We start from the raw sequence: 13,251 nt of genomic DNA, 5'->3' as shown, positions 1-13,251 counted from the left end.
TATAATGTTTCTTAATTATAACACTGAGAGATAGTGATAGGTAATAACAAACAATTCTTGTCTCAACAATTGTTGTGGATTGGTATATCATTAGGTATAAGTCTTGCAATCTCATTCTTGCTTCCGTTTCCGTTATCACTGCCGGTAATTATAGTAGTATTCATATTACTCAGTTATTACATTAGAAATCGAGCTATGAAGAAGATGGGAATGGCTGGTTCAGTCTTTGGTGGAAATGGTAGTTCAGTCAGCTACTATTGTATGAGTTGTGGTACGAAGCACAATCAATCATCATGTCCAAAATGCGGTTCCAAAATGAAGAGAGTAGGCTCCTAAAGCTGATAATCAAGTTTTTTTATAATAATGGATAGAAACGAAAAACTTAAAGTAATTAAAGAAATCAACGAATTCATAGATCAAATCAATAGTGAATCCACTCAAGAATCTCTGATTCTTGTTGAAGGAAAAAGAGATCTAGAGGCACTGTCGTATCTTGGTTGTAACGGAAACATAAAGATATACCATAATTTTAAGAACCACATAGATCTAGTGGATAAATTTCGTGACAATTACAAGAAATTGATCATATTGTTGGATTTGGATCGAACCGGAGAAATAATGACGAAGAAAATATGCAATATGCTCAGACAGAAGTATATTGATCAAAAATATAGAATGAGATTATTACGAATAACACAAGGAAAAGTTAAGAATATCGAAGAATTAAAGTCATTTTATGATAGCATGCTATTAGAATAAGTATATGTTATTAAATTGACTAAAAAACAAGTTAGGGGATAGATTTGTAAGTGGATAAAGGAAAGCGGCTTTTTTTTTAAAACAAAAAACTTAATCAAGGTATGCTATTATAGTTATGATAATCACCAAAATATGATAAACAAAATTAACAATGAGGTAGTAAAGATGCCAAATACTGGTATTGTAAAATACCATGTGAAACTGAAATTTGATGTTGATGGCTTGGTAGAAAAGGCAGATATAATTGGCGCTATTTTTGGTCAGACTGAAGGATTATTGGGACCTGAAATGAACTTAAATGAATTACAAAAAGTATCCAAGGTCGGAAGGATTGAGGTCAATGTAGACACAAAATCCAACTCAGCCCGAGGTGATGCGTTAATTCCAATGAGTACCGATATCTCGACTGCCGCCTTGATAGCCGCAGCCATAGAAAGTATTGATAAAGTGGGTCCTTTTCAAGCCAAATTTTTTCTGGTAGGAATAGATGACATCAGAGCAATTAAGAAAAAAATAATAGTCGATAGAGCAAAAAAAATTGTTCAAGAATGGGCGACTAAAACGATCAGTGAAGGAGAAGAGATGTTAAAGGATGTTTATGATGCAAGTAAGCCGGGAAGGTTAACTACATTTGGAAAGGCCCAGTTAGCATGCGGGGTTGGAGTATTTGACAGTGATTGGATAATACTGGTTGAGGGCCGCGCAGATGTCATAAACCTGCTCAGAGCGGGCTACGATAATTCGATAGCAATAGAGGGAGCAAAAATTGATGAAACCATTTTGAAATTGACCGATGGAAAAAAAACGGTTGCCTTTATCGACGGAGATCGTGCAGGTGATCTTATCTTAAAAGAGTTACAAGGTTTAGTCAACATAGATAAAGTATACCGAGCACCACCTGGTAGAGAGGTAGAAGAGTGTACCCCATTAGAGGTTTCCGAAATACTCAAAGATGTTGAACAATTTATTAAAGACCGATATAGTGAAAGTCACTCTCCAATCCCATCAAATGTTCAACAGATTAGGAATAGTCATCGAAGTGAACATGGGTTGAAACTCGTAAATGGACAGGAGCCAGGATTTGATTATCAAAAAGATAATGGTAATATAAATTCAATCAAGAACAGTCATCAAAGACAGGAATCGTCCAATTTGGAAGGCCTACGAACCACTCCTTCATCCACAGCTTTGTCATCATCGACAGGAAATCCAATCTCAAAGGAAGACGAAGAAGTTATCTCCACGGTAAAGAAAGTCTTTCAAGAGATCAACGAGACTTTAGAAGCAATGGTATTTGACAAATCCATGAAAAAGATTGTGAAAATTCCAATTCCCGAAATACTAAAAAAGATTTCAAATTTGAAAGATGGCAATTTGTTAGTACTGGATGGAATTGTAACTCCAAGGTTGGTTGAGGCTGCAAATAAATCGGGTATCAAATACATTATCGGCCATAGAACAAGTAACCTGAAGAAACCTAATCCCAGTGTTAGAGTTCAGACATTCTCTGACATCGGATTGATAAGTCAATCAATACGCAACAGTTAAATCCATATGCTAGTTAAAGATCGTAAAAACTTTAACTATTTCCATTTTTTAATTCTAACTCATTTATTGTCATTAGGTGGCAAGAACAATTATTTGGAGATTACAAGTGGCCAAATGAGTCGCATTATTAACCGCTCTCAACAGACCGCCTCCAAGGTATTGATAGATTTGGAAAGGGAGAACCTAATAGAAAGGATAAAGAATAACAAAAAATTTGGAATTAAGTTGACTGAAGAAGGATATGAGACTTTACAAGAAATTTACGAAGCGTTAAAGAAATCAATGGATAACTCCAATAATAAAAAGATATTGTTTAAGGGTAAGATAGTTACTGGAATGGGAGAAGGAGCTTATTATATGTCCCTAGAAGGATATAAAAAGCAATTTCGAGAGAAACTTGGCTATGAACCTTTTCCAGGAACCCTAAATGTTAGGTTAGAGGACAAGCATTATTTGATTTCTAGAAAGGATCTAATAAATCAACCATCAATTCATATTGAAGGTTTTAAGAACGCAGATAGGACTTTTGGGTGGGTCAAATGTTATTCTGCAACCATAATACAGGAGTTTGACAGAAGTAGTAATCCAGATTCTAATTTTGAAGAAATAAAGGAAAGGGAGGTTCATGTATTGTTGTTAGAAAGAACACATCACGACAATAGTTTGATTGAAGTAATTGGACCACACAGTATCAAAGAAATTTCGAATTTAAAAAATGGAGACAATGTCATCATAACCATAAAAAATTAGACACCTATATTCACTGTAAATCGTAGAATGAATTGCCCAGTTCACTTTTTATGACAGAGCTTTTCAGTTGGGGAATAGGCGAAGAAAGTCTAATAACATCAAGCTTTAAACCTCTATCTAAACAATTTTTTTTCAATAATTTTTCATCATGAATTTGATCATATCCTAATGCTATGATATCTGGTTTAACGAAATCGACTGTCTCATAAATTGAAGTCTTCCTGCCTATTATGGCCTTATCCACAAACCGAATAGATGAGACCAATTCTAGTCTACTATTTTCATCGTGAAATATCTTGCGATTCTTTTTTAAGCTGTTAACAGTGGTATCGGTTGCCACCACGATAATTAAAACATCACCAAGTGATTTTGCAGATTTTAATGTATGAATATGACCTGCATGAAGGAGATCAAATACCCCACCAACAAGCACTACTTTTATTTCAGCTCTACCCTTTTTGGTCAACGAGCACAATGGTTCCTTTCTGTCAAGAAATTTTCCTTCTTTTCCATCTCTATTAATTACAATTAATCCCGATCTCGAAAGCTTTAATAGATCATCTTCAAATAAAGTTGAGTCTACTTCCAGCTTCTGGGAAAGATAAGAAAAAAGCGGGACACCGTCATCAGCATCTGCCCGACTACTCTCACATAGACTATTACAATAAATTGAAGATAGCAAATACCGTTGTGTGGAATTCATTAATTTTGAATTAACTTAACTATTACGGTATATAATTTTAGAGTTGTAATTTGTACTGATATTGCGAGAACTGAATCTAAAAACCCCAAAGCAGTTAATCTTTAGGTATATTGTCTCTAGAAAAATCATGCATTCAACCAATATAATTTGTAAGCGAAATTATTGGTTTTTTCAAGTAATATTTGATGTCTCAGTACTCATAATCCTCATCACCATAAAAATATCAGACGGCTCTTCGTCGTCATCATCGACATCACGCTGTTTTCTACTGTAATTAATATATTCTTTATATTCACAATTCGCCAAGGTTAGCAAAGATAATTAAACATGTATACCATGAGTTTGATATGAAAGGGGCTCAAATAATTAAAACAAATCAACCACTAGAAATCGATGAGATCAAAATTCCCAAACCTGAAGGAAATCAAGTCTTGGTAAAGGTTATTGCTTCTGGAGTTTGTCATAGCGATCTCCATTTGTGGGAAGGCGGATATGCTGGACCCAAAGGTGTATTTATGAAAGTTGAAGATAGGGGTGTAAAATTTCCTCTTATCCCGGGACACGAAATAGCGGGCAAAATTGAAGAAACAGGGAATGCAGTTAATAACGTACAGGTGGGAGACAGTGTCCTAGTTTACCCATGGTTAGGCGAAGGATCGTGTCCAGCTTGTTTATCAGGAGAGCAAAACCTTTGTGACTCGCCTAAGACTTTGGGGATTTACCAAAATGGGGGATATGCACAATATGTTTTGGTTCCAGATTCGAGATACTTGATAAAACTAAACAATTTGGAATTCGATTCCGCATCATCACTCGCTTGTTCTGGGTTGACCGCATATAATGCTGTGAAGAAGGCTACACCTACAGTCGGATTAGAAAAAGACCACAGTATAGTTATTGTCGGTGCTGGTGGTTTAGGTCTAATGGGTGTACAAATTGCAAAGGCTATTCACAATTCAAGAATAACAGTCGTCGACGTCAACGATCAAAAGCTCGCAGAGGCAAAACGATTAGGTGCGGATAACGTCATTAACAGCAGAGAGAAATCAGATGTAGTAAAAGAAATTAAGGACCTTACTAATGGCTTTGGTACAGATGTAGTAATAGATTTTGTAAATAACAACATCACATCCATAAACTCATTTAACATGTTAAGAAAAAGAGGTAAAATGATTATGGTGGGTTTATTCGGTGGATCTATGGAGCTAAATTTGCCTATGATTCCCTTGAGAGGATACACATTAACTGGTGCATATACTGGTACATTTTCTGACTTAACAGAGCTAGTGAATTTGGCTTCTCAAGGAAAAGTTCAAACTGTTTTAGACAAGAGATATTCGTTGGACCAGGTTAACGAAGCATTAGAAGACCTGAAAAACGGGAAAATTATAGGAAGAGCAATCATAAATCCAAACTAACTATTGTAACAGGAAATGTTTGTATCCCGCGAGCAGGATTTACTCCAAAAAAAGATCTCTCTTTTGTTTGATTGAGCCTGCGACTCTTCGGTTACTGTTGAATGTAAGCCTGATAGGCTGATGTACGATTAGCAATTTGTTGCCAACAACTACAGCCGAAAGCTCTACCAGGCTGAGCTACCGCGGGATACTTAATTTTTAAAAGATTTGATATATAATCTAATCGTAACTTTACAATGAATAATTAAATAGTGTTCTTTTTCAATAGGTAATAATTGGGCAAGCTAGATGCACCGCGAAACAAAGTTATTTTCATTGTCCTGTTATCAATAGGCTTTACTTTAGCGATGTATTTTGTTGTAAATTATTCTTTAAGTCAGCAAAGCACGACGTTTGCAAGATTGATTCCTGAAGAGGCCTATATAATCATACTTCATGATATTTTTAACAAGACATTAAATGATCTTCGTAATATTACATTTGATGATCTACAGGGTAAATTTACCTCACAGTATGTAATGGTTGATGGAGATGGTAATATATATAAAGCAAACAAGGATAGCCACGAAACCTTCCAAGTAATCAATAAGACAAACGAACCAATTACTGGTGGAAGTCATTTTGGTTGGGAAATTGTATCAAATGGATCAAAGTATTACATAGACTCTACTAGCGGTCAAATTATTACAATTGTAAACGCATCAAATAGCCAAATAAATAAATAAATAAATAAATAAAGAACATTTCATATTGTTCTTTTACCCATACTGTTTTCATCTAACATGTCCAGCAGAAAGTAGGTAATTATTTTGTCGGCCCCTGCTCTCTTAAGTAACCTTATGAAGTTTAAAATAGGATCAGGATTGTAAAACCTATTCTCACCACTTGCAGTAGGACTCGACTTGGCATTAATACTAAGTCTAGCGCTAGCATCCAAGAAATCATTGTCCATCATTGGTTTTTTCAGATTGTTTGGTTTTTTTAATTGACTTCTTTCTCTAGATATTGATTCTATTTTTCTTTGGTTTAGTCCAAAAACTCCATTAACCAGATTAAGCTTATTCTCACCAATCCTATTGTCATCAACACGTGGTCCACTGACAGAGTCAGGATTCATTGTAGATCTTAATAGAGCATACTCTCCCGATACATTTTGAACAACAATTGGTACATTGACAAGTTCACGAGCTTGTCGGATAATATCCATGTACCAAAGTGATGGTTTAATCATTACCCAATCAGAACCTTCTTTAATATCAATCAACATTTCTCTCAGCGATTCACGTTTGTTATAGAAGGAACATTGGTAACTTGATTTGTCAATAAATCCAGACTCTAAATAGTTGTTTGCTCTAAATGGAGAATATAGACATGAATTATGCTTAGCCGAATAGCTTAATATCTTTACATGTTCAAATCCATTTGTATTTAATAATTTTCTTAGATAAAGAACTTGACCATCCATCATAGCCGAGGGGGCTATAAAGTCCGTTCCACTATCACACAAGCTCAATGAAATTCGTCCTAACGACTCTAGTGTCCTGTCATTGTCGATTTCAGCATTACGGTATAAATTTCTCTTGAAGGCATATTTATTGACTTTCTTTGTTAATATTCCACAGTGACCAGATGTATTATACTGGCATAAACAAACGTCAGAAAAAATTCTAAAACTGTATCCAAAATTTTCTCTTATTTTTCTTATGGAATTTTGAATCACACCATGTTTAGCAAATGACGAATCACCAGTTTCATTTCTTTTTTTGGGAACTCCGAACAAAAGTATTTGTGAAATACCCAAATTAGTCAAGTGATCTAAGAGAGATTCCAAATTTTTTGGACAAACCTTTGATTTATTCATGTGGCCTGACATCAAGCTCTGTTTGTATACGTTCTCACTTTCATAAACAAATAACGGAAAAATCAGATCATCTAATCTATAAGCAGAGCGATTCAACAGATCACGAACTGCAATATCGCAATAGGCATATTAAATTTAACTAAAATTAGGTACAGATAAAGACTAATCTGATATCACTTTTTGAATTAATATTCTTTTGTTGATTTATCTTTTTAGATAGAATTTTGTAAATCATCAATATAAAAACTTGTAGCATTGCATCAATTTACTGTATGTTTTGAATCAATTTGGTTTGACTCAAAAATTCAGGTAATGGTAATAATCATATTCTTCTCAGTGGGAAGCATGTATAGGAAAAAACAATTTTGTACTACGTCAGTTTTGTATTTTTTTTTCTATTTCATTACCTGAATTAGTGTTGTCATAGCGCTTTAGGATTTTTACAATCATATGCACATCATCTTTATTCTTACATATTCGGCCAATTTTTATGCAATCTCTTATATCTCTTGATTTTAGCTTACTCCATACCAAACTTGCAATCAATGTTGAGATTTCTGAGCTTAGGTTGCATTCTCTGCTTAGAATATGATTTGAAATTTTTTCAAATGTTGAATAATCATATTTCTTAAAATATAGAACAAAAAAACGCGATAGAAGCGGAGTTAATAATTTTTTTTCATTATTACATGAAGCAAATACCCAGGTTCGCATTACAGATTTACGCGTTTTTTCGTATTTGGTCTCACTTAGGATCCCTGTCTCCATAAGACTTAGCAGTGCCGCTTGATCTTTGATAGCCATGTATTCAATCTCGTCAATAATTAAATTTCTGGGTCTATTGTTAAACAGATAATCCAGCATTCCTGCTTTTGTACTATGGCTACCTAAAGTAAAGTACGATCGTGATAACTTCATACATTCCATTAAAAACAAAGTCTTTGCCGAACCTGGAGGCCCCACTAGTAGAATATGAACAGGTAAAGTAGAGTTTAGGGCATAAGTAAAAATTTTTTTAACATCATCGTAACCAACGATGTTTGCAAAGAGTTTTTCAGCAGATTCAAGTGAAGATGATTCAGAAGACTGTTGTTGGTTTGAAATAGAATTTGAATCAAAGTGTTCAAATTTATCCATATTTCTTGACTGTCTACTCTTTTTCTTTATTTCACTATGGCCTATTAAACCTAGGTCCCCGTCTGTATATTCACCATCGGGTGAAGTATGATAAGAAGAAGAAGAAGAAGAATATGATCTCTGCATTACATTTTGTTCTGCGATTATCTATAAAAATATACTTGAAGATTTAGAAATTTAATAAAAAATATAAACCGACATCCACCCTAAATTTTAAACTAACAAGACCAAAACAGTTTTCCAAAAAAATAGAGATAGATTTGACTCTAGGTTTAACTTCCTATGGAATATCTGAACAAATAATATGCACTATGACATTATTTTTTGAATGGCCAAAACAAATTCTTCAAGTTTGAAGGTGTTAATCACGAGACCTATCTCAGATGCTGGTCTATCGATATTAAATAAAGAAAGATATCAACTTATCACCAATTTATCAGAACGTCCGCTTAGACACAAAGAATTAAGCCGCAAGGTAAAAGATGTGGATGCAATTTTGTGTTTCTTAAATGATAACATAGATAAAGAGATTATGGATATAGCTGGACCTAACCTAAAAATAATTAGCACATTTAGCACTGGATATGAACATATCGATATGATAGAAGCAAGAAAAAGAAACATCAGGGTTGGGTATACAGGAAGTATTCTTACTGAAACAACGGCAGATTTAGCTTTTGGTCTGATGTTATGTATTGGTAGACGCATAGTGGAAGGCGACAAACTCGTCAGAGAGGGAGAGTGGAAATATGGATGGAGTCCTGATCTAATGATAGGTACCGATATCCACGGCAAAACATTAGGTATCATAGGAATGGGAAAAATAGGTACCGCTATCGCCACAAGAGCTCAAGGGTTTGGAATGAAGATACTATATACAAATAGGAAACCCGTAACCAAATCCAAAATGAAGAATCGCCGATTAAATTTTGAGAATATAAAATATAGAGATTTGAATGATTTAGCCAAAGAGTCAGATTACGTAATTATATGTTGTTCCCTTAACAGAGAAAGTTATCATTTAATAGACAATAATTTTTTGTCACAGATGAAAAAAAGTGCATTTTTAATAAATATTGCAAGAGGTAAAATAGTAAATCAAAAAGACCTAATTTCAGCCCTAAGAAGTAAGGTAATTGCGGGCGCCGCACTCGATGTTTATGAAGATGAACCTATAGAAAAAAATAACAAATTAGTAGGAATGGAGAATGTGGTCTTATTACCTCACATTGGTAGTGCGAGTCAAGATACAAGGAATAAGATGTCTGAACTAGCAGCATTAAATATTATACATGTTCTGCGAGGGCAATACGAAAATGCACTCTTGATAGAATAATATTGTATCTATTCCTTCATCCTCTTTAGTTTAACTTCATCCTCATCTTCCAATGTTCCCTTGACACAATCAGTATGGATTATCTTGACAGGTGTTAACACAATTTTACCTGCCGGAATAACGTTATTTCCCTGCAGTAAAAGAAATTTTTTTTCCAAAACTTCCTTATGGTCTGGACATGTCAATCCTATCATAAATTTGTTGCCGTTGTTGGATTCATCAAGAATTTCTATAATAAATTGAGGTGGAAGAGGACACTGGGTGCCATTATACGCAAAAGAACAGCTCTCTGGAATCACTAATAAAATATGGGTCTCATCCCATTTAATTACTTTGGTTTTGAACCCTTATTAACTAATTTTCCCAGGTTTTTAGAGATGGATTTATCCAAACTAGTAAACAGTTTTACAACCTACGTTTATCATTCATAAATACATGAGAAAGCGAGCAACCGATTTCAACAAATATTCAACTCGATGAACCAATGAGAGTTATACCTTATAACTTATGATGTATTCAATCAATTATAAGAAACATGAGCGAAATAAACAAAAGTATAGGTAGCATAACCAGCAAGATTACCGAGCACGGAGCACCGGTTATAGAGCAACTATTAGACAAGTTAACTGGAAAAGGCGCCCTTGTTAAGTATAATTTTGAGGATTTGAAAATAGAAATGCCTTCAGCTACTGATCCAAAAGGCAGAACAATAGGAGGAGGTAAAATGATAATTCATGGAACAATCACTGTTTCAGCCAGGGTACAAAAAATAAATAATGAAAGCGAAGGCAGTATCAGCAAATCAGGAAATGTTAATGATAGTTACGGAAGTATGAGAAAAAATAGTGATAATATTACAACAAATAATATAGAGAAAGAATCATTCAAGACTCTCGATGATGAACCTGCGCTAAAAGATTACGACAGTAGTAACGAAATTAATTCAACATAAGTTTCGCACAGTCTGAAGAGATTGAGAAAACTATAAGTGATAACTCGTGCTAGGTCTTTCACTAACAAAATGAAAACAGGGTAGACTAATATGACTACAAAAGAGTATCAGGATGATTTAAGAAAGCAACGACGCTCAGTATTTGATGCGGTAGTTGGATCAATCAAATCTTTAAAGGGTGGAAATATCCTGATTGAAGTTGAAAATAGACCGACCATTGATGTAAGAGCATCAACGTCAAATGAGATAAATAAGATAGACATTGATATCCTAGATCCCGAGGTTTTTGGAATATTTAGAAGCCTCGAGGTTGAAAAAGATAACCAAACGCCTGATTTTGAACAAAAGAAACAGCCTGATGAATCAAAGGACCAATCAGTGGAAAAGATTAAAGACAAATTAGAAATGGCCAAAGAATTTTTTCATCTCCTTACAGACGATGAAGCAAGTATTTTTGATCAATTGAAAATAGTAAAGGATCTGGCTGTAAAGCTCTCAGAAAATAATATCACTATAGTTTTGCTCAGAAAAGGAAAGGAAGCTATTATCATGGGAAAAGATGCTAGTCCAAGTTTATCGAAAATTATTTCTGGTAGCGATGATTTACAAATTAAAAGCATAACTGAATCCTCCAAGCTGATAAGTGAGATTGGTACAACTCTTTCTAGTGATGATGAGGAGTCAGAAAATAAAAAAGATATGGGTAAATAGTAGGCAAAATTCCATAATTCAGGGATATAGTTTCGGTCGTCTAGGCTTTTATAAAAATAAATAGAATACTATACGTAGTTTATTTATATACGTCGTCAGCTCTGGTTAAATTTAGTTATAATCAATGACAGTCAAATCAATTGCAATAGTTAACCCTAATTCCAAAGGTGGACAAACGAAAAAAAACTGGGATTCCATAAAGGATACCTTACAAAAGTATTTTGGCACCAATTTAGAATTTGCTTTCACCGAAAAATCTGGTGACGGTACGATTATGACAAGAAAATACTTGGAAAAAGGTTATGAAAATATCATTCCTATTGGAGGCGATGGCATAATAAATGAAGTTGGTAACGGATTTTTTAAAAAGGTTAGTAACGATAAATTCGATAATATTGATTTGATGACCGTCGAGTATAATAAAATATTGGCATTAACTGAATTAGAGCAAATTGATAGTGAATGCACCTTGACTATCCTTCCTGGTGGAACACGAAACGTACTTGTAAGGTCCTTGGGATTGCCGCAGGATTTTGAACAATGTTGTAAATACGTGAGCGAATCGAGTATTACTCAAAAGGTTGACATCATTAGTTGTGTTGCAAAAATGGGTTCCGAGGATTCTTCAGGAAATCGGTTCAGGGTTTTCTTAAATGCTGCAGAGATAGGATTGGGAGCTGAAATTATTGAAAAAGGAAAAATGGTACGTGATCAAATTAGTAGTCGAATCCTCTCAACTATCACAAGCATTGTTGCTACTCTTCCAGTGTACAAGAGCAATGTTTGTCAAATAATAGAGGGTTCTACTACAACTCACAAGATTGTAAATAGTCTTACCACGAAAATGACTATGGGTATGGTTTCAAATGGAAGTTTTTTGGGTGGAGGTTTTCAAGTTGCCACCAGGGCCGATGTTGCAGATGGATTGTTAGATACCATCCTTATAAAAGATTCCGACAGTTTTAAGATATTGCAAAAGCTTGTAAACATAAAAAGAGGAGAGGAGGCGATTGAAAATGAAGACGATATTTACTATGGACAATCCCAAACAGTTAGCTGGCTGACGGATTTTCAAAATAACATTACCGTGAGTCTTGATGGTGAACCTGTAGGCATTCTCCCTGCTTTTTTTAGAGTCCATCCTAGATGCTTAAAAATAAAGTTGTAGTCATGTTCTTCTTACTGATCTTCTACAAATCTAATTTCTAGAGTTTCAAAATCCATCCAAATGTTGGGCCCCGTGAAAATAAATACTTGGAAATGCAAATGAGGTACAAAAGTAAAACCTGTCAAACCTATACGGCCAATCTGCTGCCCACATTTTACTTTTTGTTTTACACTCACTAGCGAGCTTTCAAAATCAAGATGATCGTATCTAGTATACTCTCCATTAGAATGATTTACCACGATAAAATTTGAAAAATCCCAATATGAATAATCAGGGCCCCCAATATTGGATCTATCTTCAACATAAGTAACAACTCCATCAGCCGATGCAAGGACCGGAGTTCTCATTAGCGCTACGAAATCTACTGCATTTCTGAGTTTACCTACATGCGCAGGCGACGAAGTCCTATCGATTCTTGCAATATAGTGCTTCAAAATTGGTAAAGAGTACTTGTTTTTTGATAGGTGCATTATAAAATATCCAATTAATAAATCTCAATCGAACCGATAAATAGATGGACTCAGGGATTCCACTGAATGTTGATTTTTTTTAAGCCTAAGGGATCTTTGTAATTGATAATCGCAAATATTTCTAATGATAACAAACATTTTCCAATCAACTTTCCTATCCACATCTAATTGTTGAAATACACTATATTATTCGCAATACTAGCACACCCGAATTTAGTCACCTTAAAGCTAACTACCGTAAGGGGGATCTTGTAATTTTCATTTTCAATATGAATAAAGCTTAAAATATGATTTTCCATGAATCTACCGTGATCTCATTGGTTTGCATTATATATATACAAGGATTAAACTATTTATCTTTCAGCACTGGTTATCATCGGTAGTTAGACATGATATTAAATATAATTTGAATCAAGATTATGGTTAATCAAGCCACCA

Annotated in this window: 15 protein-coding genes and 1 tRNA gene; 10 read left to right on the top strand and 6 right to left on the bottom strand. The window is 34.4% G+C overall.

Annotation, left to right across the window (positions count from 1 at the left end):
- Window positions 1–33: 33 nt before the first annotated feature.
- From ACMT7R_RS11755 to ACMT7R_RS11740, 4 genes are all read left to right on the top strand, one after another.
- Window positions 34–336, top strand: a complete 303-nt coding sequence (locus ACMT7R_RS11755) for a hypothetical protein (protein WP_415312128.1) — start codon at window positions 34–36, stop codon at window positions 334–336.
- A gap of 27 nt (window positions 337–363) precedes the next feature.
- Window positions 364–759: a toprim domain-containing protein gene (locus tag ACMT7R_RS11750; protein ID WP_415312127.1), complete on the top strand. Its 396-nt coding sequence runs from the start codon at window positions 364–366 to the stop codon at window positions 757–759.
- A gap of 165 nt (window positions 760–924) precedes the next feature.
- Window positions 925–2,307, top strand: coding sequence for a DNA primase DnaG (dnaG, locus tag ACMT7R_RS11745; RefSeq protein WP_281722409.1), 1,383 nt, complete (start codon window positions 925–927; stop codon window positions 2,305–2,307).
- A gap of 66 nt (window positions 2,308–2,373) precedes the next feature.
- Window positions 2,374–3,057 (top strand): DUF120 domain-containing protein, encoded by a 684-nt coding sequence (locus ACMT7R_RS11740; protein WP_415312125.1) that lies wholly within the window; start codon window positions 2,374–2,376, stop codon window positions 3,055–3,057.
- Between the two features lie 10 nt (window positions 3,058–3,067).
- On the opposite strand, the gene ACMT7R_RS11735 is transcribed toward ACMT7R_RS11740, so the two are convergent.
- On the bottom strand, window positions 3,068–3,760 hold the full coding sequence (locus tag ACMT7R_RS11735) for an adenylyltransferase/cytidyltransferase family protein (protein ID WP_415312124.1): 693 nt from the start codon (window positions 3,758–3,760) through the stop codon (window positions 3,068–3,070).
- A 347-nt stretch (window positions 3,761–4,107) separates the two neighbouring features.
- Here ACMT7R_RS11735 and ACMT7R_RS11730 point away from each other — a divergent pair, with 347 nt between their 5' ends.
- Window positions 4,108–5,178 (top strand): alcohol dehydrogenase, encoded by a 1,071-nt coding sequence (locus ACMT7R_RS11730; RefSeq protein WP_415312123.1) that lies wholly within the window; start codon window positions 4,108–4,110, stop codon window positions 5,176–5,178.
- 24 nt (window positions 5,179–5,202) lie between these two features.
- Here the strand turns inward: ACMT7R_RS11730 and ACMT7R_RS11725 are convergent.
- Window positions 5,203–5,365, bottom strand: a tRNA-Tyr gene (locus ACMT7R_RS11725).
- A gap of 88 nt (window positions 5,366–5,453) precedes the next feature.
- On the opposite strand from ACMT7R_RS11725, the gene ACMT7R_RS11720 reads away from it, so the two are divergent.
- The gene (locus ACMT7R_RS11720; RefSeq protein ID WP_415312122.1) at window positions 5,454–5,903 is read left to right on the top strand and encodes a hypothetical protein; all 450 of its coding nucleotides are present in this window, start codon (window positions 5,454–5,456) and stop codon (window positions 5,901–5,903) included.
- 20 nt (window positions 5,904–5,923) lie between these two features.
- Here ACMT7R_RS11720 and ACMT7R_RS11715 read toward each other — a convergent pair whose 3' ends face one another.
- Window positions 5,924–7,138 carry a hypothetical protein gene (locus tag ACMT7R_RS11715; RefSeq protein WP_281722411.1) on the bottom strand — a complete coding sequence of 405 codons (1,215 nt, stop codon included), beginning with the start codon at window positions 7,136–7,138 and terminating at the stop codon, window positions 5,924–5,926.
- A 276-nt stretch (window positions 7,139–7,414) separates the two neighbouring features.
- Window positions 7,415–8,302, bottom strand: a complete 888-nt coding sequence (locus ACMT7R_RS11710; RefSeq protein ID WP_281722404.1) for an AAA family ATPase — start codon at window positions 8,300–8,302, stop codon at window positions 7,415–7,417.
- A gap of 202 nt (window positions 8,303–8,504) precedes the next feature.
- Between ACMT7R_RS11710 and ACMT7R_RS11705 the strand changes: the two genes are divergently transcribed.
- On the top strand, window positions 8,505–9,512 hold the full coding sequence (locus ACMT7R_RS11705; protein ID WP_415312121.1) for a 2-hydroxyacid dehydrogenase: 1,008 nt from the start codon (window positions 8,505–8,507) through the stop codon (window positions 9,510–9,512).
- A gap of 8 nt (window positions 9,513–9,520) precedes the next feature.
- On the opposite strand, the gene ACMT7R_RS11700 is transcribed toward ACMT7R_RS11705, so the two are convergent.
- A complete protein-coding gene (locus ACMT7R_RS11700; RefSeq protein WP_281722402.1) occupies window positions 9,521–9,811 on the bottom strand; it encodes a hypothetical protein in 291 nt (96 codons plus the stop codon).
- 236 nt (window positions 9,812–10,047) lie between these two features.
- Here ACMT7R_RS11700 and ACMT7R_RS11695 point away from each other — a divergent pair, with 236 nt between their 5' ends.
- The 3 genes from ACMT7R_RS11695 (at window position 10,048) to ACMT7R_RS11685 (ending at window position 12,343) form a co-directional block, all read left to right on the top strand.
- Window positions 10,048–10,464, top strand: coding sequence for a hypothetical protein (locus tag ACMT7R_RS11695; protein ID WP_415312119.1), 417 nt, complete (start codon window positions 10,048–10,050; stop codon window positions 10,462–10,464).
- 90 nt (window positions 10,465–10,554) lie between these two features.
- A complete protein-coding gene (locus ACMT7R_RS11690; RefSeq protein ID WP_415312118.1) occupies window positions 10,555–11,175 on the top strand; it encodes a hypothetical protein in 621 nt (206 codons plus the stop codon).
- A gap of 124 nt (window positions 11,176–11,299) precedes the next feature.
- Window positions 11,300–12,343, top strand: a complete 1,044-nt coding sequence (locus ACMT7R_RS11685) for a diacylglycerol/lipid kinase family protein (RefSeq protein ID WP_281722399.1) — start codon at window positions 11,300–11,302, stop codon at window positions 12,341–12,343.
- Window positions 12,344–12,354: 11 nt separating this feature from the next.
- On the opposite strand, the gene ACMT7R_RS11680 is transcribed toward ACMT7R_RS11685, so the two are convergent.
- Window positions 12,355–12,813 (bottom strand): M23 family metallopeptidase, encoded by a 459-nt coding sequence (locus ACMT7R_RS11680; protein ID WP_415312117.1) that lies wholly within the window; start codon window positions 12,811–12,813, stop codon window positions 12,355–12,357.
- Between the last annotated feature and the right edge of the window lie 438 nt (window positions 12,814–13,251).

Source organism: Candidatus Nitrosocosmicus sp. FF01 (assembly GCF_047711275.1).
GTDB lineage: Archaea > Thermoproteota > Nitrososphaeria > Nitrososphaerales > Nitrososphaeraceae > Nitrosocosmicus.
This window is presented reverse-complemented; position numbering and strand designations above follow the sequence as displayed.